Consider the following 25,795-nt stretch of genomic DNA (forward strand, 5'->3'; position numbering starts at 1 on the left):
TAAAAACCTAGATTTTGGATGGTATGCATTTTTTGCCAATTATGAAAAATCCGATACAGCTATCGGTATCAGCTTAAATTTTAAGTTACTTGAAAATTCAACAATCAGATTTTTTCCATGCCATTTTCAACTAATTCTCCGATTTGGAAAGTTGGATTTCCTGTAGCACTTCTTTTGTGTGCCTTAATCAGGTTTCCTGTACTCTCACAAGAAAATCTTTCTTTCCGGCAACTTTCAGTCAATGACGGACTATCCCAAAATAGTGCAATATCCGTCACACAAGACCAAGATGGTTTTCTTTGGATTGCCACCCAAGAAGGATTGAACAAGTATGATGGCCGGGATTTTAGAATATTTGAAAAGAAATTTTTAGATATCACTGAGTCAACCCGCTTACTGCTCGGGAAAGTTTTTGCTGACAGTAAAAACAGAATTTGGATCATCCCTGAAAGTTCAATTCCCGAACTTTATGATCGGGAGAAAGAAGCTTTTTTTTCCATAGAAGGAATCAGCTCCGCAAATACCGTAATTGAAGATCCACAGGGTAAAATCTGGTTTGGCACATTGGCTGGCCAGCTATACTTCTGGAATGATGAAGTGAAAAAGGCTGAAATGATTTGGTCGGATCCAAATAAAGAGATTGTCAATCTGGCCAATTTCGATGAGAAAAACCTTCTCCTGACTTTTAGTGATGAAGTGGTACTTTGGGATAAAAACTCAGGAATCACAAAACCAATTTGGAAGCCTGAATCAGGAACAATTTTAGCCGTTTCGATACTCGATCCCGACGGGAGGTTTTGGTTTGGCACCTTGAATCAGGGACTCTGGACAAGTTCAAATCCCGGTGACAAAGTCGTTTCAATGTCCACTTATTTGGATCAATGGGATAATTCCCAAGAGGATCTGATGATCCTGGATTTGCTGATTGATTCAAGAAATCAACTTTGGGTGGCAACTTATGGCAGTGGCATCAAACAGATCGATCTTGCTAGCAAAACCTTGAATCAATTCAATTACACCAAGCAAAATCCAAGATCCATTCATTACAATGACATTCTTTCAATTTTCGAGGATTATACCGGAACACTTTGGTTTGGATCGGATGGTGCAGGCTTGAGCTTTTATGATTCATATCTTGAAAAATTTAATTTCTTCCACAATCAGGAAGTCCCTGAAAACATCAATATCGATGTAATCAGAGCGATATATGTGGATGAATTTGAAAATATTTGGCTAGGAACTTCCGGAAAAGGACTGACTCGATTTAATCCAAGGACTAAAACTTGGAAGACATTTGTCCATGATCCTAAAAATCCGAATAGCCTGGAAAGCAATCGGGTGATGAGCCTCTTGGGAGATGATAACGGAAAACTTTGGATCGGATACCAAGATGAGGGGCTGGGTATTTTTGATCTGAAAACAGAACAGTTTCAGCATTTTAATTTAGAAAGCAGGGTCTCCCAACCGGGATCAACGGTATGGAAAATCTTCAGAGACAGTAAAGAACGATATTGGCTGTGCACTAGAAATGATGGTTTGATCTGGTTTGATTCTGAAAAAGGCACCTTGAAGCAATTTGTCCATGATCCACTTAAACAAAGCAGTATTCCGGACAATAATATTCGTACGATTTTGGAAGATCCTTCAGGTCAATTTTGGATTGGAACCGAAAACCATGGCATCGCTAAGTTGGATTTAGATACCGAAATATTCGAATCGATGATCCATGAACCTGAAAACCCAAATTCGATCAGTAGCAACAGCATCAAATCCCTTCATTTAGAGAGAAATCAACTTTGGATAGGAACCAACGGAGGGGGCCTGAATCGAATGGATCTCCTAACAGGAAAAATTAAAATTCTCAATGTTGAATCCGGGCTTTCCAATAATGTCATCTATTCTATTTTGGATGATCAGCATGGACATCTCTGGCTAAGCTCCAACAAAGGAATCACCAAAGTAGACCTTGAAAATGAATCGGAAGATCAATTTCAAATCACCAATTATTCCAACTATGATGGACTGGCTACGGAATTCAACACCGGGGCATTCTTCAAAAATGAAGACGGAACACTCTATTTTGGAAGTCTTGATGGATTTTACTGGTTCAATCCTGAGGATATTTCCATGAACGAAATCCCTCCAAAGATAGCGATTACAGAGCTTTCAGTTTTTAATCAAAAGGTAAAATTGGAACAAAACCTTCAGCTGAAACACAATCAAAATACACTCACATTCAACATGGCTAGTTTGGTTTTTTCCTCCCCTGGAAAAAATCAATTTGAATACATGCTGGAAAACCATGATGAAAATTGGATTTCCAACGGATATAATCACCAAGCCCGATACACCAATTTAGCTCCGGGAGCCTACCGCTTCTTGGTCAAAGCAAGTAACTACGATGGAATATGGTCTGAGGAACCTGTGGCTTTTGAATTCAGAATTTTAACCCCCTGGTATTTTGGAACCTTTGCCAAGATTCTATACCTGATTCTCGTAGCTCTTATCGTTTTATGGATTTACCAATACCTCAAGTGGAAATGGCACATCCAATTTTCTCTTAACATGAAGGATCGGGAAACACAGACCCTTAAAGAAATCGACGATTTCAAAACCCAGCTTTTCACTAATATTTCGCACGAATTTAGAACTCCGCTAACACTTATTTCAGGGCCGATTGATCGGGTCATCAGTCAATCCGATAATCCGGTCATAAAATCTCAATTGAACCTCGTCAAAATCAATTCTCAACGCTTGCTGACCCTTGTGGATCAGCTTTTGGAAGTTGCAAAAATCAAGGCCGGTCAAAATCAATTGAGGATCAGAAAAGGAAATTTGGGCTTACTCCTTCAATCAGTCATCGCTAATTATTTCTACCAAGCATCGGAAAAAGGAGTAAGACTTTCGGCGAATATTCCGCTGATGACAGAGGTTTGGTATGATTCGGACAAGGTGGAAAAAATCGTTAAAAATCTTATCCAAAATGCAATCAAATACGCCAAAAAGGACTCAGAAATTAAATTAGGCTGTTCCATTTCTGAAGGCAACTTTCATCTGAATATCAGGAATGAGAGTCTGGAGCAGTATACCCATGAAGATTTGAGTCAGCTTTTTCAAAAAATCCAAAAATCAAACGGAAGTAAAAAAGGATTTGGTCTGGGCTTAACCTTGATCAAAGAAATGATACACCTGTATCATGGAGAAATTTCTGTTAATTATAAAGATTCCAAGTGGTTTGAGGTTTCGGTTTCACTTCCTGTAGATAAGTATGCCTTCCATCCTGAAGAAGTGTGGGATGAAGAAAGTGAGGAATATGAATTTCCCAAATTAGAGATTGTCAATGAAGAAAGACGCGGAGAGCTTCCATTAATCTTGGTGGTAGAAGACAACACCAAAGTCAGGGAATTCATAGTCACCGAACTTAGCCCTTACTTTCAAATTGTGGAGGCAGCAAATGGAAAGGAGGGACTTTTTGTTGCTCTAAAGAAAATTCCGGACCTGATTATTTCAGATGTGATGATGCCGGAAATGGATGGTTTCGAATTTTGTAAGAAAGTGAAAGAAAATGAATTGACCTCGCACATTCCGGTGATTCTCCTGACTGCCAAAGCAGATGAAGAAGGTCAATTGGAAGGAATCAGATCCGGGGCTGATGACTTTATACTGAAACCATTTAAAACCAATCAATTACTTGCTCGAGCAGAAAAGTTAATTGAGCTCAGAGCACAACTTCGGGTTAGGTATTCGAATAGAAGTTTTATTTCCCCAAAAGACATCGCGATTACATCCACCGATGAGCGGTTTTTGGAAAAAATCCAGAAAATCGTGGACAATGATCTTTCAGACAGCAATTTCACTGTGGATGAATTCAGCAAGAAACTTGGAATGAGTAGAATGCAGTTACACAGGAAACTAACCGCATTGACTGGACTTTCTACTACTGCATACATCAGAGACCAACGACTCAGAATAGCAATCCAACGGCTAGAAAAATCCGGTGATACTATCTCAGAGATCGCCTATGCAGTGGGATTTAGCTCTCCCTCTTATTTTATCAAGACATTCAAAGAAACTTACTCGATGACTCCGGCAGAATATCAGGAAAGCAAGGCAAAAAAATAAGCCACAATTGCTCGTGGTTTATTGGATGTTTTATATACGTCCGAAATTATGCACGTCCCCAATTAGAAATTAGATTTGATGATGAATTGGGGCAACTCCCCCTTTTTTAAAGGGGGCAAGGGGGATTTAAATGTAAATTATTCTTATTTCTACAGTTTACGAGCAACATTCCGAATAGTCATATAATGTTTTTAATAAAAGTAGTTGTTACACTTTCCCGTAAAGCTCAGAATAATACTCCTGATAAGCTCCTGAGGTCACGTGATTGAGCCACTCTTCATTAGCTAAGTACCAATCGATCGTGATGTCGATCCCCTCATCAAACTGTAAGCTTGGCTCCCAGCCCAGTTCTGATTGAATTTTGGTTGCATCGATCGCATAGCGAAGGTCATGACCAGCTCGATCTGTGACGTAGGTGATCAACTTTTCTGAAGTTCCTGCTTCCCGTCCGAGCTTCTCGTCCATTTTCTTGCAAAGCAACTTGACGATGTCGATGTTTTTCCACTCGTTGAATCCACCGATGTTATAGGTTTCACCTGATTTTCCTTTGTGAAACACAATATCAATCGCTCTCGCGTGATCTTTGACAAACAACCAATCGCGCACATTTTCCCCTTTTCCATACACCGGAAGTGGTTTGGAATTTTTGATGTTGTTAATACAAAGTGGAATCAGCTTTTCAGGAAAATGATTCGGCCCGTAATTGTTTGAGCAATTGGACACCACCGTTCTCATTTTGTAGGTATTCGCATATGCTCGTACAAAATGATCGGAGGCAGCCTTGGAGGCTGAGTAAGGCGACTGTGGATCATATGCCGTAGTTTCCAAGAAGAAACCTCCATCATGCAAAGAACCATACACCTCATCTGTCGAAACGTGGTAAAACAAATGATTTTCCAGCTCACCAGCCCAAGCTTTTTTAGCGGAATTGAGTAGATTTACAGTCCCAAACACGTTGGTTTTCACAAAAGCTAAAGGATCTGTAATGGAACGATCAACATGTGATTCTGCAGCAAGATGAATCACATCGGTAATTTTATGCTTCGCAAAAACCGAATCAAGTGCATCGGCATCTTGGATATCTACCTTTTCGAAAAAGTAATTTGGAGCATTTTCTACTTCCTTTAAGTTCTCCAGATTTCCAGCGTAGGTCAAAGCATCCAAATTGACGATTTTATACTCAGGGTATTTTTCCACAAAAAGTTGGACCACATGGCATCCGATAAATCCGGCACCACCTGTGATCAAAATTGACTTTGACATAATTCCTATTTTTTATAATAATCTAAATACCAATCAGTGAAAGCCTTAACTCCGTCTTCAATTGGTGTTGCAGGTTTGTAACCTGTATCTCTGACTAAATCAGTCACATCGGCATGCGATGAAGGCACGTCTCCCAATTGTAAAGGAAGCAGTTCCATTTTTGCTTTTTTTCCAAGCCCTTTTTCCACCGCTTTGATGTAATCCATCAAGACGACCGGATCAGAATTACCAATATTGTACACTTTATAGGGTGCCTTGGAGCTTCCCGGATCAGGATTTTGAGGATCAAAATCCGGGTTCGGTCTTGCCGGTCTGTCAGCGACTTTGAGCACTCCTTCTACGATATCATCGATGAAAGTAAAGTCCCGCTTCATATTTCCATAGTTGAAAACCTTGATCGGTTCACCCTTCAAAATTGCCTCCGTAAATAAAAACAAGGCCATGTCCGGTCTTCCCCAAGGGCCATAAACCGTAAAAAATCGCAGCCCAGTAGTCGGGATTCCAAATAGATGACTGTAAGTATGGGCCATTAATTCATTTGCCTTTTTGGAAGCTGCATACAATGAAATCGGGTGATCTACCGAGTCGGAAGTAGAAAAAGGCATTTTTTCATTTGCTCCATACACTGAACTGGAACTGGCATAAACCAAATGCTTTACAGGATGAAACCTACATCCCTCAAGGATATTAAGGAAAGCCATGATATTAGAATCAATGTACACTTCAGGATGGGATAGCGAATGCCTCACTCCTGCCTGTGCAGCCAAATGAATCACCACATCAAACTTTTCTTGCTCAAAAAGAGCCATCAAAGGTTCTTTCTCCGCTAGTTCCAATTGGATAAATCGATATCCTTTTTGAGTAGTAGATTGGACCATCTTTCCCTTTTCAATTTCGGATTTTGGAATCCCATGAAACTCAAGACGGGTGTATTTTAGGTTGACGTCGTAATAATTATTGATAATATCCAAACCTACCACTTCATCTCCTCGATCGATTAATCTTTGAGCAACATGAAATCCAATAAATCCGGCGACACCGGTCACGAGATACTTCATAAGGGAGATTGGTGATTTTTAGTAAAAGCTCAAATATATACTATTCCGTTGTTTTGGCATCGTTGATTAAGCGCTCGTAATTTCTAAAAATTTCATTATGTAAAAATTTTCGGTCGTAATTATTTATTATATCATCATAAAGATTGGCAGCGAATTCTGCCATTTTATACCTTTTGACAAAAGCAAACTCCAAAGCTTCTTTCAATATAGCTGCATTCTTAACTGGGAAAATCAAACCAGTTTTCTTTTGTGTGATGATATCAGTGTTTCCAATTATATCCGAGCAAATAACTGGGACTTGCATGGCCCCAGCCTCCAGGATAACATTTGGAAAACCTTCCCGATGAGAAGGGTGAACCAATATATCTGATAGTGCAAGGTAGTGTGCGACATGATCGGACCAATCTATCTGAACTATACGAGGATGGTCTTGAATGATCTTGATAGTTTCTGAAGATAAAGGATTTAAATCTTGCTCAAAGGCACCTAATAGTACCAACTTTGATTTGTCAACTATTTTAGAGGAAAGAAATGCTGTGACTAGTTCTTCAATCCCTTTATCCCTAACTTGTCTTCCGACACATAAAATAATAAAATCGTCATCGCTTGCTTTTATTCGCATCGAGGCTGCAACAAGATGATTTTCTTTTAATGAATCACGGTTGAATTTTTTTAAATCGACACCGTTGGAGGATCCATTACCAATGACTCGAAGTTTGTATTCAGAACATAATCCTTTTTGAATTACAAATTTTCGAAGACCAACCGAATTAGGCCAAACTTCTGTAGCATTGGAATAGGTCCATTTTTCAACAGACTCAAGAAGATTTTTTTTTCTTCCTTCTGCTACCATAGCTGGGCTACCTGCCAAAGTATGGATTCGAATTTTTACTCCAGCGATATTTGCTGCGATCATCCCGAGTAAACCGGCCTTAGGTGTATGAGTATGTACAATATCAGGCTGCTCTTTTCTGAATAATTGAACAAGAAGCCAAATGCATTTTAGATCTGTAAGCGGGGTGATTTTTCTAGTAAAAGGAATCACTTTATGCCGAACATCTTCATTTTTAATAACCTGATTCAATTCTCTTCCACCTGCACTAACCATAATAACTTCCCAGCCTTGTGCTTTAATGTAATTCATCTGCCCGGCAAGCAAGACTTTAAGAGAAAGTGGTACAGTAGTTATCCGAATGATTTTGGGCATCAAAAATAAATAGTATTCTCACAAATGTAAACTTTTAACGCTTCATGGACACTAAAAATCTCTTAACAAATTATTAAAAATCGAGCCAAACTCAAAATTCATTCGTAATGATTTCTGGATATTTTGATCAACTGAAATCACTTTCTTCCAACTCAAAAATTTCTTCCAAGGCCACACCGAAAACCCGGGCAATCTTTAAAGCCAAAACCGTGGAAGGCACGTACTTTCCAGCTTCGATGGAATTAATAGTTTGCCTCGAAACCTGTACTTTCTCCGCCAAATCCTGCTGGGTCATGTCTTTTTTTGCCCGCTCTACCTTAATCGTGTTATTCATTGAATAGGTCGCTTAGAAAGCCAATAAGGATTGTTTTTGTTTGTGCAACACCCACCTGAATCGCCCAATAAATATGAGTTGAATAGTAAACATATTGTAACCCATAAATTCCAAATAGCCGAAGCCATAAAACACCATTGTTCCCAAAATGAGGATAAAAGTATTAGCATAGCATGCGAGCAAAAGTGAATCCAATCGGAGCTTTTGTATGAATTCATCTTCTTCTCTTTCTCGGGAAAAAGCAATCAGAAAAAGTGAAATAAATACCCCAATTAAGGCAATCTCATTGGTAAAATTCTCTTTGGAGTTTTCGAAAAGTGCTCCTTCTCTGACCTCATATTCTAGCCAGAAAAAGTTGAAATCAAAGTAATTGTTGGCAAAGAGAAAGGCCGCAAAAGGTAAGAACAGGAGCCAACCGATTTTTTGATATCGATAAGGCAAAAGGATTTTGGTAAGCATATTAAGTTTATTTTAGTTTTCTTCTTTGTCTGCGATGTACTTCTGATACTGAAATGCCGCATAGATGTAGACATTGAGCAAGAAAAGCACTAGATAAGCTGTAAATATCTCCGAGGTAATCCGATCAAATCTTAGGTAATTGATTATCATCAATGTGGGAAGACCCCAAATCAGCCAATAAAAACCTGTTTGAAAGGCTTGTTGCCTAAAGTTTCGGACCATTTCATCTTCAACCTTTTCGCGAGTCAGATTTAAAATCATAAATGCAACCGCCCATGAACCATAAATAATTTGAATTATTTCATTCGGGTCAATTTTTGGATTTAAGAATGCCATTCCGATTACAATGAAGACCGGAAGCGGGAAAAACACATAAGCCAACTTCTTCCAACTAGGATGAAGTAAGGGGACATTTAGAATGGAGTTCTTTTCCATAAGTCATGTTTGTTTGTCCAAATGTAAAACAAACTTTACTTTATGTCAAAATATTTTTCCATTTATTTTTTAACTTATCCTAATTCTAACAAGCCAGATAATCCAATCCATTTCCGTTTTGGTAAAAAAGAATGTGTTTTGTTTACCTTTAATCAATCAAACCTGTTTAAAAATCCATTTCTCATGATTTCCACTGTAAAAATTGCCATAATCGGTTGCGGAAACTTAGGCGCATCCATCGCAAACGGACTCCTAATGCGCGGGGATTTTGATCCAAAAAATCTAACACTGACAAAACGTAATACAGCTACTCTTGCCGAATTTGAGGCGAAAGGTGTACGTGTTCATACGGACAATGCAGTAGCTGCCCAATATGCTGACATCATCCTTTTGGGTGTCAAGCCCTACAATGTCTCAACGATTCTAAAAGAGATTAAACCAGCTCTTGATCCCAAAAAGCAAATCATCATTTCTTTGGCTACAGGAGTCACTTTGAAAGAAATGTATGAAGTCATTGATCCGAATACAGTGACTTTCCGGGCAATGCCTAATATCGCCGCTGACATTCAAGAATCCATTACTTGCGTCTGCCAAGAGCAGGCAAACCCCGTGCAGGTGGAAATGGTCCAGGAATTATTTGATTCCATCGGATTCACAATCACGATTGATGAAGGACTGATGGAAGCTGCAACGATTTTGGGGGCATGCGGTATCGCCTATGTGCTGCGCTTTATGCGAGCGATGATCCAAGGAGGAATCCAAATAGGTTTCGATTCAGTCACTGCGAGCAAAATCGTCAATCAAACCGTAAAGGGAGCTGCAGAGCTTATGATCCAAAAAAATATCCATCCCGAAGCTGCGATCGACAAAGTCACCACACCAAAAGGCTGCACAATTGTAGGTCTAAATGAAATGGAACACCAAGGATTTAGCTCAGCAATGGTTCGGGGAATTATTACAAGTTTTGAAAAAATCGAAAAATAAACTACCGCCATTGAAGTCTAAGGAGGCTGTCTCATAAGTACCGAATGTCACATTGAGCGTGGTGAAATGTAGTCCAATTCCCTAGAAATGGCCTTCGACTCCGCTCAGGCTGAGCACTTGTCTGTCCGGTTGGCAGGGAGTCGATGGGTCAGATTGACACTGGAGCCATTTTTGAGATCACCTCATTTTTTTGATTTTTTTTCACTTCGAATATTCCAAAAATCAATTTCTGAATTGCTATGGTAGAAAACCAAGGCCATTTTTACCTTAGAATAACAAAGCATTTTATCAGAATATTACCATTACTTGAAAAAAGAATAATTATAGGTTTGTTTTTCTTTTAAATGTTTTCATTAGCTTTGTCTCGGGTGATAAACAACTTTTGCTATTCCCTTTTTCAAAGAAACGATTTTTAAAGGAAGGACTGTTTGGTATTTTTGCCTCCTTCCTTTTTTTTATTAAAGATTTTCAGAGATAAAAAAAGCCTTCCAAAAACAAATTTGGAAGGCTTTTTTATTTGGTCAAACGGATCAATCAAATAGCTCGGCGAGTTTATTTTCCAAGCTTGGACCTCTGAGATCTTTTGCAATGATTTTGCCATCCGGATCGATCATGTAGGTAGCCGGAATGGCTTGAATCTGATAGAGTTCAGCAGCAGCAGAATTGAAATATTTCAAATCCGAAACCTGCGTCCAAGTTAACTTATCATCTGCGATAGCTTTTACCCAATCTTCCTTGGTTCGGTCTAATGACACCCCAAAAACTTCGAAACCCTTGTCTTTATATTGATTGTAAAGTCTGACCACATTTGGATTTTCTTGTCGGCAAGGCTTGCACCAAGCTGCCCAAAAGTCAATCAGAACATATTTCCCGCGAAGATCCGACAGCTTTACCATCTCTCCTGTTGGGCTAGGCAACTCAATCTCCGGGGCAGGTTGACCCACGGAAAGTGCTCTCATTTCATCCAATTGCTGCTTCATCTGTAGGATGGAAACAGTCCCCGGATAATTATCATTGAGTTTATTTACCAATTGATCCATAAATGGGAAATCATTTTTAGGATTCAATAAACCTACTGCAGCCAACGGAGCAAAGGAATCTCCCATACTTTCAATCATTTCTTTCACCCGTTGAGACTGATTGGCTTCCAAAATCATCGCATCGGATTGAATTTTTTTGATTGCTTCAGCATCATTATTACTCATAGCTGCATAATAGGCTTCATTCAACTTGTTCACATCAAGCTGATAAGCTTCCATCAATTTTTCGATCTTGAGCATTTCTTGGGTGTCCTTCGAACCTTCAATAGCAAGACTTGCCGGATCAGAAAAGTTGTAGTTCAATTGTACATTTTCTTTAAACAAAGCCAACCGAATAGCCCGCTGACCATAAAGATTTAATTCATAAAATGTGGGCGAATCGACAGCCAACTCATAAGAAAATTCACCTGATGAGTTCACCTTCAGTGTATCCAATACCTTGGGCCTGCTTTCAGTAAATTGGGACAGGACCACAATTCCCTCGGGTGCATTTTCGATTTTTCCGGAAACCTGCACCATTCCTTCAGTAGCAGATCCCTTTTCTCCACAGGAGAAAAATGTCATCACGGCAACAGCCCAAACTCCTATCATCTTGTAGTTCATTTGTTTATGTTTTTTATTAATATTCTTCGCCTCGATAACTATCGGGGCTATTAAGAGTCTTTCATGATTAACGGACATCTCTTAGTGTGTTGCCAGTTTCATCTTCGACTTTATCAATTTTCTAATAATTCCGTCAATAGCTTCGTCGCCACTTTTGGGTCTGCTTTTCCATTGGACTTTTTCATTACTTGGCCCATAAACATGCCCATCAAGCCTTTTTTACCGGATCGGTATTCTGCAACTTTGCTTCCATTTTCTGCCAAAACAGCCTCCACAATAGGCTTCAGGGAACCTTCATCACTTTCTTGAATTAGGTTCAAGCGCTGTGCTATTGCCAAAGCCGTTTCACCACTTGATTTTAGCAATTCTGGATAAACAGTTTGGGAGGCAGCTGTAAATGAAACTTTTCCCTCCTCTACTAAAGCAATCAATTCAGCCAAAATTTCCGGTTTGATCGGGAAATCATTAATATCCAAAGCCATTTCATTCAAATAGGATTTTATCGGTCCCATCATCCAGTTGGAGGCAGCCTTGTAGTTACTTGTTTTGGTGCAAAGCGTATCAAACCATAGTGCGATTTCTTTGGCCTCGCTCAGAAATGCCGCATCGTAGGCCGGAAGTCCATATACGTCCACAAACTTCCGATAAAGATCTCTTGGCAATGCCGGCATGGCCACTTTTATAGAGTTAAGCCATTCCTCTGAGATTACAATCGGGCTTAAATCCGGCTCTGGGAAATAGCGGTAGTCATTCAAATCCTCCTTCGTTCGCATACTGGCTGTAGTGCCAGTAGCTGCATCAAAGGTCCTAGTTTCAGAAATGATCTCCTCTCCCGCTTCCAGCAAGTGAATAATACGCTCATGTTCATGCTCGATCGCCCGTACCACATTACGAAAGGAGTTCATGTTTTTCACTTCCACCTTTTTGCCGTATTCAGTGGCACCTTTGAGCATCACTGATACGTTGGCATCGCAGCGAAGAGAGCCCTCTTCCATATTTCCATCACAAACGTCAAGGTACTTAACCAGCTTCTTAATTTCTGCGAGAAAAGCATAAGCTTCCTCAGGAGTTCTCAAATCAGGTTCAGTCACAATCTCTATCAATGGAGTCCCGGCACGGTTGAAATCAACCAAAGTATCGGTCTCACCTACCAAGTGCATGGATTTACCTGCATCCTCTTCCATGTGGATTCGGTTGAGCTGTACAAGTTTCTCAGTTCCGTCAGCCAATTCAATCGGCACCTGTCCTCCTACACAGATAGGGCCTTTGTCTTGAGTAATCTGATAACCCTTTGGAAGATCGGGGTAGAAATAGTTCTTTCTTGAAAAAATATTATGTCTGGTGATTTCACAATTGCAAGCTAAACCCATACGGATAGCATACTCAACGGCTTTCTTATTGACCTTAGGCAAAGTCCCCGGATGCCCTAAGGTAATCGCCGAGATTAGTGTATTCGGTGAATTTCCGTATTCGTTAGAATCAGAGGCATACATTTTACTTTCAGTAAGCAACTGGGCATGGACTTCCAAACCCACTACTAGCTGATATTTATTTCGGAGCTCTTCGCGTAGCATTTTTCTGAAATTCAGCGATTATAAAAACATTTCTTTGGCCTTGACCACTACTTTTTCAAGTCCTGCCAAATCCTTTCCACCTGCGGTTGCAAAGAAGGGTTGACCACCTCCTCCACCTTGAATTTCTTTTGCCAATTCTCTTACTATTTGACCTGCATTCAAACCTTTGGAGGCAATGAGCGAATCTTCCAAGATCACGGCAACCTGCGGCTTATCCTCAATTTTAGCAGCCAATACAATAAGGGCATTGGAAACCTCATTTTTGAGTTCATATGCGAGCTTTTTCAATGAATCCGCATTGGGTAATTCTACCAGAGCGATCAGGGTATTGACTCCATCTTTCTCGACAAATTGCTTTAAAAGCTCTGTTTTCAGTCCCGAGGCTTTAGCAAGATGAAGCGACTCGACTTCTTTTCTGAGCTCATTTCGCTCCTGAAGCAGCGATTCGATTGCTTTTTTTACATCTTTTGGATTCTTCAGCAAATCCTGAATCTCCTTCAAAATGCCTTCTTGCTCTCGCATGTACGATTCAGCTGCGATGGAAGTGATAGCCTCGATTCTTCTTACCCCTGCCGAAATTGAACCTTCGGATATAATCTTGAAGAATCCGATCTGACTCGTAGAAGGAACGTGGGTACCTCCGCAAAGTTCTACAGAGAAACTTTTATCAAAAGTGATCACACGCACAAATTCTCCGTATTTTTCTCCAAAAAGTGCCGTCGCACCCATATTTTTTGCCTCTTCGATCGGCACGTTTCGTTGCTCGATTAGGGGGATATTTTCACGAACTTTGGCATTTACTATCTCTTCGACTTTGGCGATTTCTTCATCGCTCATTTTTCCAAAATGAGAAAAATCAAACCGTAGCAAGTTTTCATTCACCAAGGATCCACGCTGCTGAATATGATTTCCCAAAACTTCTTTCAAAGCAGATTGAAGCAAATGTGTTGCGGAGTGATTATTCATAGTCAGACTTCGCTTTTCTCGATCTACTTCAGAAGAAAACCTCAATTCGGGGTGAGTAGGAAGCTTTTCTACGAAATGAACAATGAGGTCATTCTCCTTTTTAGTATCAATCACACGGATCTTTTCTGAGTCAGAGATCAACCAACCCGTATCGCCCACTTGTCCACCGCTTTCTGCATAAAAAGGAGTCTTGTCCAATACCAATTGATATCGATCCCCCTTCTTATCAGTGATTGTTCGATGTTTGATAATATGTGAATAGGATTCTGTGAAGTCATACCCGATGAATTCTACTCCGGTGTCTTCATGGATCAAAACCCAATCCCCTGTTTCCTGTTCGGAGGCAGCACGTGAACGGTTTTTTTGCTTTTCCATTTCTTCGGAAAAGCCTTTTTCATCCACTGAGAACCCATTTTCTCTGGCAATCAAGGAGGTCAAGTCCAGCGGAAAACCGAAGGTATCATACAAGTCAAAAGCAGTTTTTCCGGAAATAATTTTCCCACCCTTTGCACTCAAATCGGATTTGATGGATTCCAGCATTTTCAGGCCGTTATCCAAGGTTCTCAAGAAGGAAGTTTCTTCTTCAAAAATCACTTTGGCGATGAATTCCTGCTGTTGTCTCACCTCGGGGAAAATATCTCCGAAATATTCGGCAATCAGGGGTGTCAATTCATACAAAAACGGCTGCTGCAGTCCCAAAAAGGTGTATCCATAACGAACTGCCCTTCTTAAAATTCGGCGAATCACATAACCCGCTTTGTTATTGGAAGGAATCTGACCATCTGCGATCGTGAATGAAATGGCGCGGATATGATCGACAATTACTCTGAACGCAATATCGGTTTGCTCATCCCGTCCATAAGTTTTACTTGATTTTTTTGCAATGGCATCCAAAAAAGGCGTAAACAAATCCGTGTCATAATTGGACGATTTGAACTGAATTGCCCTTACCAAGCGCTCAAATCCCATCCCGGTATCCACATGCTTTGCAGGAAGTTCTTTTAGACTTCCATCAGCCAATCTATTAAATTGCATGAAAACCAAGTTCCAGATTTCGATTACCTGAGGATGATCATTATTGACCAGATCACGACCAGGAAAATGCGCTCTTTCCGCATCAGATCTCAAATCCACGTGAATTTCTGAGCAAGGGCCACAAGGTCCTGTATCACCCATTTCCCAGAAGTTATCCTTCTTGGAACCAAGGATAATTCGATCTTCAGGGACGATTTTACTCCAGAGTTCTGCTGCCTCAAAGTCTTTGTCCAACTTATCTCCCTCATCCCCTTGAAAAACAGAAACATACAATCGATCTTTTGGGAGCTTGTACACTTCTGTCAAAAGCTCCCAAGCCCATTCAATTGCCTCTTTCTTGAAGTAATCTCCAAAAGACCAGTTGCCCAGCATCTCAAACATGGTATGATGATAGGTGTCAACACCTACCTCTTCTAAGTCATTATGCTTTCCGCTTACGCGAAGGCATTTTTGAGAGTTGGCAACACGGGAATATTTGGCGATCTCGTTGCCTAAAAAAGCGTCCTTAAACTGGTTCATCCCTGCATTTGTAAACATCAAGGTTGGGTCATTTTTGACCACAATCGGGGATGAAGGAACGTACTGATGCTGTTTGGATTGGAAAAACTCGATGAATGTGCTCCTGATTTTCTTTGCTTCCATGAAAGGGCTGTGATGCAGCTAGTTTTAAGTCTTGTTTAACAGCCTAAAATGGCTTTTTTTATCGGGTGACAAAATTAACAGAAATGGCGGGCTTATGAGCATCGAGTTCAGTATTTTGAAGAATTTTGACTAGGGTATCAAGTAGCAAGAAGCAAGATTTTAGACCTATGATCCTCATGTTTCAAAAGGTATTCTGTCTATAATCTTAGGGCAATCATTCAATGACTCTAATTTGGATACTTATGTCTTGATACTTGATACTTCCTTTTTACTTTTAGATTCTATTAATTAAAAACCCATCAGATGTCCTACCAAGATCAAATCACTTCACCTACCTTATTAATCAACGAGCAGATCACTCGAGCCAACATCAAACGAATGGCGGATAAAGCTGCACGCAATGGCAAGAAACTCGTGCCGCATTGGAAAACTGCCCAATCACATGAGATTGGGAATTGGGCAAAGGAATATGGAATCAAAGAAGTGACCGCTTCCTCGATCAAACTGGCGGAATACCTCTGTGGGCAAGGTTGGGACAATATCCACATCGCATTCCCTTTCAATCCCCTGGAAATCCCACGCTTAAATTACCTCTCAGCCAATCATTCTCTCTCAGTTCAATTAGTCAATGCAGCAACGACACAAAAACTGGCAAATGAACTGACTCATGAGGTTGGATTTTTCATCGAAATCGACGCAGGATATGGCAGAACTGGTGTCCACATTTCTGATTTTGGAACGATGGAAGAAATCATCAGAATTGCAGCCGCCACAGATAAATTGAAGTTTAAAGGCTTTTACCTTCATCCTGGACACACATATTATACACCGGACAAAGCCGAAATCTATGAGCAAAGCAGACAAGCGCTTAGAATGCTAAAAACAAAATACCAAAGTGAGTTTCCCAACCTAGTGACCCGAATTGGAGACACACCGGGCTGTGCTGTGACAGAAGATTTTGGGGATATTGATGAGCTTGGGCCGGGTAATTTTGTCTTTTTTGACCTGATGCAAGCCGAACTTGGAAGTTGTACGAAAGAAGATATTTCAGTTTGTCTGGCCGTTCCAGTGGTGGATATCAGCCTGGAGCGAAAGGAAATTCTGGTTCATGGAGGAGGTGTACATTTGGCCAAAGACGTGTTGGTTGATGCAAATGGAAATAAGAACTTCGGAGAAGTGGTGTTGCTAAATGAGGCAGGATGGACGATTCCAACAGATCGATCCTATGTCAAAAGCATTTCTCAGGAACATGGCTTAATCAAAGCATCTGACTCTTTAATGGCTTCAGTTAAGGTTGGAGATTTGCTGGGCATTTTACCGGTTCATTCTTGCATGACCGCTGATTGTATGGGTGAATATTTGAGTTTGGATGGGGAAAAGATTGATCATTGCGAGGGAGCTTTTTTGAAGTAGGTAGTTTGTAGTCGCAGTTTTCTGGGAATTTGCCGGCTGAGTTGGGAAGCTTTTTGGAAGTGGTATAGGGTAAGTAGTAAAAAGTAAGTAGTAAAAAGTAAGTTGTAAAAAGTAAGTTGTAAAAGGTAAGTGGTAAAAGGTAAGTTGTAAAAGGTAGGTTGTAAGTGCGGAATTTTTCAAAAGCATTCATTATTAGATCTTTAAATATTTATTCTCAAGAATTCTTATATTGAGGCACTCCAAATCAATTCCAGAAAATGATGACTCATACTTCCACAATCGACCCAAGCACAGCAGCATTTCTGAGTTTTTTGATTCCAGGTTGGGGCCAAATGAGACGTGGCAAAGTCCTTGTTGGTGTAATTTGGATGTTTGTTGTGCTTGTAGGCTATTTTTTGATGATAGTTCCGGGATTGATCTTACATCTCATCAATATGTTGGATGCGTATTGGAGGGAATAGTGGTAAGAATTCATTCTCAGTTTTCAGTGATCAGAAATTCGTGGTTCGCATAACTGCGCAAATTTTCCCTTCATAAAGCAGCTGCAGGGGTAGAGCACATGTAACTAGTCAAGATTTAGACACCAGTTTGATTTCATTTTTCCCTAATTTTCCTGTTCAATTAATGTAATCTCCCTATGTCCGGATTTTTAATAGGTCGAATCAAAAGCATCAGGTACGCAGTCAAAGGATTTTTTCTGTTGCTTACAACCGAGAATTCGATCATCACTCAAAGCATTCTAGCCATCATTTTCATCGCCTTGGGATTTTTATTTGAAATTGAGCGGGTAGAATGGGCACTTCAATTTTTGGCGATCGGATTGGTTCTTTCTATTGAAAGTTTGAATACAGCAGTTGAAAAAGTCTGTGACTTCATCCATCCTGATCACCACGAAAAAATCGGTTTCATCAAAGATGTTGCATCTGGGGCTGTCACCTTTGCTGCCTTAACTGCTTTTGCGATTGCAGCGCTTATATATGGGCCCTATTTATTTTAGATCTAATACAGCCACGAAAGAACATCCTTCACGAATTGCCCTTTCTTCGAGAGTTGCGGTTGGTTAATTGAATTAGGTGTAGATCCGCAATTCTGGCAGTAGCCAAATTTTATTAAGTTTCGCCTACTGGCAAAGTAGCGGATAATTATAATTTATAAATACAGAATAAATTATTGTTTGAGGGGTCATAAATATTATTTTCAGAAGATTCATTATTTTTTTAAACATAATAAAAAATATTTATCTGTTTATTGATCGAAAATCACAACCAGACATCCTTCATTCCGTTAACAAAAGCGTTACACCTATTAAAACGAAAATGAAAACCAACTTAAACGTACGAAACATCTCTTTGAAGAAAGTCCTGTTGTCTACTGTATTGACTTTTGGGGCTTTAACTTTTGCCCAGGCCACTTCTATTGGAAATCAACAGTCAGAGGAATTGAATATTAAGATCGAAATTTCTGACCTGAAAGAACTTCCTTCCATTACGCTAGTTGACAAAAATCTTCGAGTCGTGGCTGAATTTTACGGAGATCAAGATGCAGTGAAAAATCAGTTTGAAGCAACTTTCCAAAGTGCCGAAATTCTTTCAAAGCACAATAATCGAAGCATTTACCTAGCAGTAAGCAAATAAAAGCTCGAATTATTAAAAATCAGGGTGGGACATAAAATTCCACCCTTTTTTTATGGAAAATTGAATTTTTTAAGATTACACCTTAATATCAAGAAAGTCATATAAACAGCTTTTCTCAGGCAATCCACAATCTCTGAGCTCCATAAACCTCCGATATTTTATGGAATTAGGTGGTCCCTTAAACCTCAATACCCATTTTCTACCGATTATACCCCGGCTACCTAACCTTTTATTTTCGATAGATAATTGGAAAGCTGCAGATTTTCAGAGATTTTAGGGAAGCTTTAAATTCTAATGAAGAATATCAAACCCATAATTCTTTCTCCTACGGCCGATATTTTAGAGCCAAAATTGACCAAGAAATTTACAAGCTTGGTTAATTTAATATTCGCTGCTGGAAAACATTCTCTTCCTGATTCCTTGGTTAATCACATCAATAGCGAAATAGAGAGCATCAGTCAGTTCCCGGGTTCGACGGAGGCAACAACAAAGAAACTTGCAAAATTTCAAAAAGACCTGCTCCAAAAGCTTGAAAAAGAACAAAACCTAGTTCCAAAAAATCACTACCGGAACATGTGGCTTCCGCTAGGAATGGTAGCCGTTGGATTACCGATCGGCACAGCCTTCGGGCTAATGATGGATAACATTTCCCTTCTCGCAATTGGATTGCCTATTGGTATCGGCATTGGCGTAGCCTTTGGTTCTGCAAAAGATCAAAAAGCCAAAAAAGAAGGTAGACAGCTGGATTTTGAAGTGACTTAAAAGCTGTACCTATTTTTTCGATCCGAATTTAAGGAATACTGAATTTTTGGATTTTGCTAGACGGTATCCTATTCAACAAACTTACATTGATCTTTTGGCCCGAAAGATTATTTCGGGAGGATCCGGGACTTGGGGATATCCTGTCATAAGCGCTCACCCGAAGATATCTGAGGAAGATGCTAATATGATGGTAGCATATATTTTGTCCCTTGAGAAAAGTAAAATCTAGCAAGCATTCGAAAATTTGCAGATTTTCCACTTAATTCAATGCTATCAAAATGAATGCAATGCAAAAACTACTCACATATTTAATCCCGCTTTTTCTGCTTTTAGGATTTGTAAAATCTGAAAATCCAGAGCCAACTCAAATTGAACTGGTCACCAATTATGGGACAATTATCCTGCAATTATCCGATGAAACTCCCCTACACCGGGATAATTTTATTAAGCTCGTTGAAGCGGGAACTTACGATAGTTTGCTTTTTCATCGAGTGATTCGAGAATTTATGATTCAGGGTGGGGATGTTAAGAGCAAGTATGCGGATTCAGTTGCAAGACTTGGCAGTGGCGATCTCCCCTATCAGATTCCCTCAGAGATTGTTCCCGGACTTTTTCATAAAAAGGGTGCATTGGCCGCTGCACGAACCAACAATCCTCAGCGGGCTTCAAGCAGTACACAGTTTTATATTGTGCAGGGAAAAGTTCAAAATGACAGCCTTTTGGAACACAATCAAGGCAGGATCAATAAAATGCTTTCTCGCCATTACGGAATTAATGATCCCGCGATCAAGCCACTGATAGATTCACTTGAGCAGGCAAGAACTGAAAAAGACACGGTGTTGACCAGAAATCTAAATTTAAGGCTTAACTCAGTACTGGATAATTACTGGAATTTTGAAAAGTATGAGATTCCTGATGCACATCGCCAAGTCTATAAATCATTAGGAGGCACCCCGCACTTGGATCAAAACTACACGGTCTTTGGCGAGGTGATTTCGGGCTTGGAAGTAGTGGATGCTATTGCTGCTGTGGAGACTAACCGACAGGATCGCCCGATCAATGAAGTGAGAATTCTAAGTATGAAAATAATTTCAAAAAAATAAACCCGTTGTAGTTCAAAAGGAATTTATCAATTGAGTAACTTCCTGAAAGTTGAACAAAACAACACAAACAAAATAAACATCCATTTCTATGGCAAAGCAACCGGAAGGCAAAAAGAAAGACGATAAGTCAAAAGCCACCAAAACCTTGAAGGAAAAGCGAGCTGACAAAGCCGCAAAAAAAGAAAGTAAAAAGCGGGATTAAATTTCCTCGCAAATTCTCACTTAATTATTTACAAGCAAAGGACAGTTGATCGCTGTCCTTTTTTTTGGTTTAAATTTTAATGCTTGAATTTTAATACAAAACTTAAGGCCTGAATTTATTAAGTCTCATATGTTTTCGCCAAAGTAGTTATTGGCCTTTCCAAAATAGGAACCATTTCAGACCTTACTTCTGCAAAAAGCTTTCTGATTCGGCAAGTCTCTTCATCCGTACACTCCGGACAAGACTCATAGAATCGCTCAGAGATACAAGGAATCAAAGCGATCGGACCGTCCATAGCACGCATCACTTGCGCAACACTAATCTCTGAAGGATCTTTTGCCAAAGCATAGCCACCTTCGGCCCCTCTTACACTTTTAACCAATTGATGGGTTTTAAGATCTCTAAGAATATTTTCCAGAAATTTATAAGGGATCGTTTCCCGCTCTGAAATCAATTTGGCAGAAGCGGGAACCAGTTCAGGATGATCTTGCAGAAAAAGAATGGTTTTGATTGCGTACTTGGCTCTTTTGGATAGCATTGAATAGTAATCTATGCCTGAAAGTACAAAAAACCAGCGTTAGAGAATCAATTTCAGTGGTTAAAAAACAACTGAAAAACTAAGTCTCAAAAAAAATTCCTCCCCTTGTTTTTGTTTTTATCAATCCACATTCGCTCAGGAAAATACCTCCAATGACAATGAGAGATGGCAGGTTGGACTGGAAGGAATGCTTGGAGTATCCTTTGGGAAAAACTTCTATTCGGTAAATGTGGGAGGCCCGGCTTTGTTTCTTACGCTTTCCAAAGACCTTAAAATCGGCGTTGGTGCTTTGCCTTCACTGTATTCCCTCGATGGTAAACTTGGAGCTAGACTCGGGGTATCACCTCGAATTGATTACAAAAATCTGGTACTTATCGCACCTTTTTTCCATCAAGATGCGGCGAAAAATTGGATACGATCAGTTGGATTTGGGTATAAGTTTCACAGGAAAACAAATTAATCCAGTGTGAATTAAATTGAGGATAGAGCTAAGATGCGATTAAAAAATCGCCAAATAGAATGTCCGAATACTCAAAATAATGATCAAAATTCCAACTGCCACCATCAGGTGTTTTGGCTTGACCAACTTGCAGATATAGGCCGCAAATGGTGCTGCGATTATCCCTCCTATGATCAAGCCAAGTACAGGTGCCAAACTGAGTTCTTTGACGAAAAACAAGAAAGTTGATGCACTGGCCAAAGACACAAAAAACTCTACAAAATTACCTGTTCCAATGGCGTAACGGGCAATTTTCCCTTTGCTCAATAAGGTACTGTTGACGATTGGACCCCAACCTCCCCCACCGATAGCATCTGCAAATCCACCGGCTGTCGCCAATACCGGGAGACTCCTACTTTCACGATTGAATTTGATGGCATGGTGACTTTTTCGTGCTTTTCTCAAGATTACAAAACCCATTACAAGTAAGTAAACAGCAATGACAGGCTTGACCATATCCCCATCTACATTGGATAGTAAAAATGCGCCAATCATCGATCCTATCACTCCTGGAATCAGGAGTTTCTTGGCAAGTTTCCAATCCACATTTCCCATTTTCCAATGAGAAATCCCGGAAGCCAAACTTGTAAACACCTGCGCAAAATGCACCCAAGCCGAAGCCGCTGCCGGAGGAATTCCAATATCCAATAAGATCGAATTGCAACTTACACCATATGCCATTCCCAATGCCCCATCAATACTCTGTGCTACAAACCCTACCAGCAAAAACCAAAGGAACATTTCGGTGTCTAATTCCCAGCTTTTAATGGATTGAGTCAAAGTTTGCGTGACCATCAGAAAAAATATCATTGCAGCGAATGCAAAGAACATGGTCCAAAAAGGCTCATTTCTGAGTCGTAGAATAAGTTTTTCCATGAATTTAATAGGTCGAAAGCAGAATTCGATTCAAAAATAAAACTTATTCTATAATTCCTACCATTTTTATAGGATTAAAAAAATTTAATTGATGAACAAAATAAAACATAGTAGATAGAAGAGTGATTTAATTTTTAATCTTTGGGACCCCAAAAAAAAATTAAGTGTATGAACAAAATCTTAATCCATATTCTCATATTTGTGAATATTTCACAAATATTTAATTTACAAAATGATTGAGGAATTCAGCTTTGGGAACTTTTGGTCCTTCAAGGAAATGCAGACCTTGAATATGACCGCGGCCAAGATCAAATCCAAAAACACCCGACTTGATTCTGCAAACCTTATTCCGGTAGAAGATGAGCTTAGCTTGCTGAAGTCCAAAGCCATCTACGGGGCAAATGCCAGTGGGAAAAGCAATGTGATCAAGGCTTTGGTGACCTATATCCGGATTATCAATGAGTCTGTGAGAAATGAGAAGGTTTTGGAAATGATCGAGTCTTTTCAACTTTCAACGGAATCTGCGGGTGAACCCAGCTTTTTTCAAATGATTTTCAGAGTTGATGGGATTCGGTATCGATATGGATTTGAAGCAAATGAAATCTCAATCAAAAGCGAATGGCTTTTTTCAACACCTAAGTTAAAAGAACAAGCCCTATTTATTCGTGAAGGAGATCAAATAATTGAAATCAATAAAACTCACTTCGAAGAAGGGCAAAAATCTATTGCACTATCAGGAGGACAAAGTGAAGGCCAAATTTTCAGAAGTAATTCTTTATTTCTTTCGTCCCTAGCCTCTTTTGGATTTGGGAAAGTTTCAAAGAAGTTAATGGAAGCAATTTCAACAATTACGGTAGTTAGTGGATTAGGCCATCATGCCGGATATCGCATTGCAAGTGATTATCTAAATAATTCTGAAAGGAAAAAATTCATTTTAAACTTCTTGAGAAAAGCAGACTTAGGAATTGACGATATTAATGCAGTTGAATTAAAAGCGGAAAATTTACCGAAAGATTTTCCAGAAGATTTAAAACAAAATTTAAAAAAAGAGAAAATAATTATTTCCAGCAGAGCAAAATACAATGAAAAGCTAGAGCCAATCGGGAGAAGTGATTTTGCTTTTGATGTACAAGAATCGGAAGGCACCAAAAAAATGTTTGAATTAAGTCCTTTTATTTTCGAAAGCCTCCAGGAGGGGTCTACTTTGGTTATTGATGAATTCGATGCCAGATTTCACCCCTTGCTCACCAAGAAGATTGCAGAGTTATTTAATTCAGGAGGCAATAAAAAATCCCAACTGATCTTCATCACGCACGACACCAACCTGCTTTCCGCGGATCTTCTAAGAAGGGATCAAATCGACTTTGTGGAAAAAGATCGGTATGGTGCAAGCCATTTGTACACCTTGGTGGAAATCAAAGGAGTTAGAAATGATGCGTCCTTTGAAAAAGATTATATCCAAGGGAAATATGGTGCTATCCCGTTTCTGGGCGATTTTTCAACCTTATCTGACTTTGAGTAATGCCGAAGAAAACCAAAGCTCGAAAAGTCACTGATAGTGAAAAGGCTTGGAATCGAAGGCCCAAACCTACATCCTATCGGATAGAAGAAATCCCGATCAATAAGACTATCCTGATCGTATGTGAAGGACAAACTGAGGAGATGTATTTCAAATCCTTTCCGGTTTTGGGGCTCAAGGTGGATGCTATCAATCTGGGTGGTCAGTCCAAACTTAAACTCGTGGAGACTACGGAAATGATCCAATCGGAAGAAAAGAGGGATGAAGTCTGGTGTGTATTTGATATGGATGTCAAGAGAGGCGAAGCTGAGTTCAGTGATTTTGACAATGCCATCGAAAAAGCAAAAAATTTGGGATATAAAGTCGCCTATTCCAATGATGCCTTTGAGTTGTGGTTTTACCTCCACTTTGAGTATACCGATGCTGAAAATCACCGGACTTTCTATTATGAAGAGCTAGGGAAGCTCCTCGATTTGAACTATGAAAAAGAGGGCAAACGCTATGATTTTTGCCAGAAATTGTATGACATTTTAGAAAAACATTTGGCTTCCTCACAGTCAAAAGCCATAGAACGTGCACGAAAAATTTATGAAGACAGATCAGACTTACCCTACCATCAGCAGAATCCGGTCACTAGGGTGTTTGAACTGGTCGAAGAACTAAATCGGAATTTGAGGAGATAATGGCATACTTGAGCAAAATTAAATCACAACTGAAATGGAAAACAAATTTCAAACCCAATGCAGAAATCTCCTTTAGGATATGACTGAAGAAGAGTCCATCGAAATCAAAGCCAGTGTTCTAGCCCTACAATTCTTGGGATTAGTAGATGAAAAAATGAAAGAGACAGGAATAACGAAAAAAGAGTTGGCCAACGAAATAGATACCTCTGTTTCCCACTTGACCCAACTTTTAAGAGGTGATCGAAAACCTTCTTGGGAAATTTTGGCAATGATGTCTTTGGTGCTGGGCTTGGAGTTTAAAGTCAAAGTCTCCTAATTTTTAAGATAGTTAAGTTCAATTTTCTTTGAATTATCCATCATCAAATATTCCTCCCAAAAATCTCAGTGCTGGTGCCCTTCCAAAAGTGCCGACATTTCTAGATAATTTCGGATGATTTTTTTGAATGAGGCGAGTTGCTTCAAGTCAGATGCTTCGATAGTATCAACTCTAAAATCCAAATCAGGAATTACACTTTCTATTTCTAGGGTTTCTTCATAGAAGTCATATTTATCTACACCATACAAATTTGCCAATAAAGACATAAGAAAAGTAGGAATATGTCTCCTTCCGTTTTCAAAATCGCTTAATTCCTTTGGAGTGATATCTAGATACTCAGCTATCTGATCATGAGCAAACCCTTGCTTCTTGCGAAGGGCTTGGATGTTTTTTCCGATTACTTGATCCTGATTCATAGACGGTTTGGTTAAAAAATGGTACTACAAATATATAACATCTGAAAGCAACTCTCTCTGTTACAAGATTGACAAACTGTCGAAAAAATTTAAATTTGTCAACCAATTGTTC

Annotated in this window: 24 protein-coding genes; 12 read left to right on the top strand and 12 right to left on the bottom strand. The window is 39.6% G+C overall.

Annotated features, from left to right (window positions below; translation table 11 throughout):
* Positions 1–117: 117 nt before the first annotated feature.
* Entirely contained in the window at positions 118–4,122 is a 4,005-nt protein-coding gene (locus tag ACK4HU_RS14545) for a two-component regulator propeller domain-containing protein (protein ID WP_409807932.1), read from the top strand.
* Positions 4,123–4,329: 207 nt separating this feature from the next.
* Here ACK4HU_RS14545 and rfbB read toward each other — a convergent pair whose 3' ends face one another.
* From rfbB to ACK4HU_RS14575, 6 genes are all read right to left on the bottom strand, one after another.
* Positions 4,330–5,385, bottom strand: coding sequence for a dTDP-glucose 4,6-dehydratase (rfbB, locus tag ACK4HU_RS14550; protein ID WP_409807934.1), 1,056 nt, complete (start codon positions 5,383–5,385; stop codon positions 4,330–4,332).
* Positions 5,386–5,390: 5 nt separating this feature from the next.
* On the bottom strand, positions 5,391–6,443 hold the full coding sequence (locus tag ACK4HU_RS14555) for an NAD-dependent epimerase (RefSeq protein ID WP_409807936.1): 1,053 nt from the start codon (positions 6,441–6,443) through the stop codon (positions 5,391–5,393).
* Between the two features lie 40 nt (positions 6,444–6,483).
* A complete protein-coding gene (locus ACK4HU_RS14560; protein ID WP_409807937.1) occupies positions 6,484–7,650 on the bottom strand; it encodes a glycosyltransferase family 4 protein in 1,167 nt (388 codons plus the stop codon).
* A 127-nt stretch (positions 7,651–7,777) separates the two neighbouring features.
* Positions 7,778–7,984 (bottom strand): helix-turn-helix transcriptional regulator, encoded by a 207-nt coding sequence (locus ACK4HU_RS14565; protein ID WP_409807939.1) that lies wholly within the window; start codon positions 7,982–7,984, stop codon positions 7,778–7,780.
* Positions 7,985–7,996: 12 nt separating this feature from the next.
* Positions 7,997–8,443, bottom strand: a complete 447-nt coding sequence (locus ACK4HU_RS14570) for a hypothetical protein (protein ID WP_409807941.1) — start codon at positions 8,441–8,443, stop codon at positions 7,997–7,999.
* A 12-nt stretch (positions 8,444–8,455) separates the two neighbouring features.
* Entirely contained in the window at positions 8,456–8,878 is a 423-nt protein-coding gene (locus ACK4HU_RS14575; RefSeq protein ID WP_409807942.1) for a hypothetical protein, read from the bottom strand.
* Between the two features lie 183 nt (positions 8,879–9,061).
* On the opposite strand from ACK4HU_RS14575, the gene proC reads away from it, so the two are divergent.
* A complete protein-coding gene (proC, locus tag ACK4HU_RS14580; RefSeq protein WP_409807944.1) occupies positions 9,062–9,862 on the top strand; it encodes a pyrroline-5-carboxylate reductase in 801 nt (266 codons plus the stop codon).
* A gap of 530 nt (positions 9,863–10,392) precedes the next feature.
* Here proC and ACK4HU_RS14585 read toward each other — a convergent pair.
* The 3 genes from ACK4HU_RS14585 to alaS form a co-directional block, all read right to left on the bottom strand.
* Positions 10,393–11,505 carry a redoxin domain-containing protein gene (locus ACK4HU_RS14585; RefSeq protein ID WP_409807946.1) on the bottom strand — a complete coding sequence of 371 codons (1,113 nt, stop codon included), beginning with the start codon at positions 11,503–11,505 and terminating at the stop codon, positions 10,393–10,395.
* A 113-nt stretch (positions 11,506–11,618) separates the two neighbouring features.
* Positions 11,619–13,079, bottom strand: a complete 1,461-nt coding sequence (gene gatB / locus ACK4HU_RS14590) for an Asp-tRNA(Asn)/Glu-tRNA(Gln) amidotransferase subunit GatB (RefSeq protein ID WP_409807948.1) — start codon at positions 13,077–13,079, stop codon at positions 11,619–11,621.
* A gap of 18 nt (positions 13,080–13,097) precedes the next feature.
* On the bottom strand, positions 13,098–15,722 hold the full coding sequence (gene alaS / locus ACK4HU_RS14595) for an alanine--tRNA ligase (protein WP_409807950.1): 2,625 nt from the start codon (positions 15,720–15,722) through the stop codon (positions 13,098–13,100).
* Positions 15,723–16,025: 303 nt separating this feature from the next.
* On the opposite strand from alaS, the gene ACK4HU_RS14600 reads away from it, so the two are divergent.
* The 6 genes from ACK4HU_RS14600 to ACK4HU_RS14625 all read left to right on the top strand — a co-directional run bounded on the left by ACK4HU_RS14600 (position 16,026) and on the right by ACK4HU_RS14625 (position 20,634).
* Complete coding sequence (locus ACK4HU_RS14600) at positions 16,026–17,135, top strand: alanine racemase (protein WP_409807952.1); 1,110 nt, start codon at positions 16,026–16,028, stop codon at positions 17,133–17,135.
* Positions 17,136–17,392: 257 nt separating this feature from the next.
* Positions 17,393–17,596 (top strand): hypothetical protein, encoded by a 204-nt coding sequence (locus ACK4HU_RS14605; RefSeq protein WP_409807954.1) that lies wholly within the window; start codon positions 17,393–17,395, stop codon positions 17,594–17,596.
* A 176-nt stretch (positions 17,597–17,772) separates the two neighbouring features.
* Positions 17,773–18,132, top strand: a complete 360-nt coding sequence (locus tag ACK4HU_RS14610; RefSeq protein ID WP_409807956.1) for a diacylglycerol kinase — start codon at positions 17,773–17,775, stop codon at positions 18,130–18,132.
* Positions 18,133–18,451: 319 nt separating this feature from the next.
* Entirely contained in the window at positions 18,452–18,769 is a 318-nt protein-coding gene (locus ACK4HU_RS14615; RefSeq protein WP_409807958.1) for a hypothetical protein, read from the top strand.
* A gap of 294 nt (positions 18,770–19,063) precedes the next feature.
* The gene (locus ACK4HU_RS14620; RefSeq protein ID WP_409807959.1) at positions 19,064–19,531 is read left to right on the top strand and encodes a hypothetical protein; all 468 of its coding nucleotides are present in this window, start codon (positions 19,064–19,066) and stop codon (positions 19,529–19,531) included.
* A 287-nt stretch (positions 19,532–19,818) separates the two neighbouring features.
* Positions 19,819–20,634, top strand: coding sequence for a peptidylprolyl isomerase (locus tag ACK4HU_RS14625; protein ID WP_409807961.1), 816 nt, complete (start codon positions 19,819–19,821; stop codon positions 20,632–20,634).
* A gap of 320 nt (positions 20,635–20,954) precedes the next feature.
* On the opposite strand, the gene ACK4HU_RS14630 is transcribed toward ACK4HU_RS14625, so the two are convergent.
* A complete protein-coding gene (locus tag ACK4HU_RS14630; RefSeq protein ID WP_409807962.1) occupies positions 20,955–21,374 on the bottom strand; it encodes an RrF2 family transcriptional regulator in 420 nt (139 codons plus the stop codon).
* Positions 21,375–21,561: 187 nt separating this feature from the next.
* Here ACK4HU_RS14630 and ACK4HU_RS14635 point away from each other — a divergent pair, with 187 nt between their 5' ends.
* Positions 21,562–21,834, top strand: coding sequence for a hypothetical protein (locus ACK4HU_RS14635; protein WP_409807964.1), 273 nt, complete (start codon positions 21,562–21,564; stop codon positions 21,832–21,834).
* A 39-nt stretch (positions 21,835–21,873) separates the two neighbouring features.
* Here ACK4HU_RS14635 and ACK4HU_RS14640 read toward each other — a convergent pair whose 3' ends face one another.
* Complete coding sequence (locus tag ACK4HU_RS14640; protein WP_409807966.1) at positions 21,874–22,749, bottom strand: sulfite exporter TauE/SafE family protein; 876 nt, start codon at positions 22,747–22,749, stop codon at positions 21,874–21,876.
* A gap of 232 nt (positions 22,750–22,981) precedes the next feature.
* On the opposite strand from ACK4HU_RS14640, the gene ACK4HU_RS14645 reads away from it, so the two are divergent.
* The 3 genes from ACK4HU_RS14645 to ACK4HU_RS14655 all read left to right on the top strand — a co-directional run bounded on the left by ACK4HU_RS14645 (position 22,982) and on the right by ACK4HU_RS14655 (position 25,267).
* Positions 22,982–24,271: an AAA family ATPase gene (locus tag ACK4HU_RS14645; RefSeq protein WP_409807967.1), complete on the top strand. Its 1,290-nt coding sequence runs from the start codon at positions 22,982–22,984 to the stop codon at positions 24,269–24,271.
* Positions 24,271–24,951, top strand: coding sequence for an RloB family protein (locus ACK4HU_RS14650; protein ID WP_409807969.1), 681 nt, complete (start codon positions 24,271–24,273; stop codon positions 24,949–24,951). Before ACK4HU_RS14645 ends, ACK4HU_RS14650 begins: the two co-directional genes overlap by 1 nt.
* Positions 24,952–25,030: 79 nt before the next feature.
* Positions 25,031–25,267, top strand: a complete 237-nt coding sequence (locus ACK4HU_RS14655) for a helix-turn-helix domain-containing protein (RefSeq protein ID WP_409807971.1) — start codon at positions 25,031–25,033, stop codon at positions 25,265–25,267.
* 65 nt (positions 25,268–25,332) lie between these two features.
* Here ACK4HU_RS14655 and ACK4HU_RS14660 read toward each other — a convergent pair whose 3' ends face one another.
* Positions 25,333–25,683, bottom strand: coding sequence for a helix-turn-helix domain-containing protein (locus ACK4HU_RS14660; protein WP_409807972.1), 351 nt, complete (start codon positions 25,681–25,683; stop codon positions 25,333–25,335).
* Between the last annotated feature and the right edge of the window lie 112 nt (positions 25,684–25,795).

It is taken from the genome of Algoriphagus sp., from assembly GCF_046296635.1.
GTDB lineage: Bacteria > Bacteroidota > Bacteroidia > Cytophagales > Cyclobacteriaceae > Algoriphagus.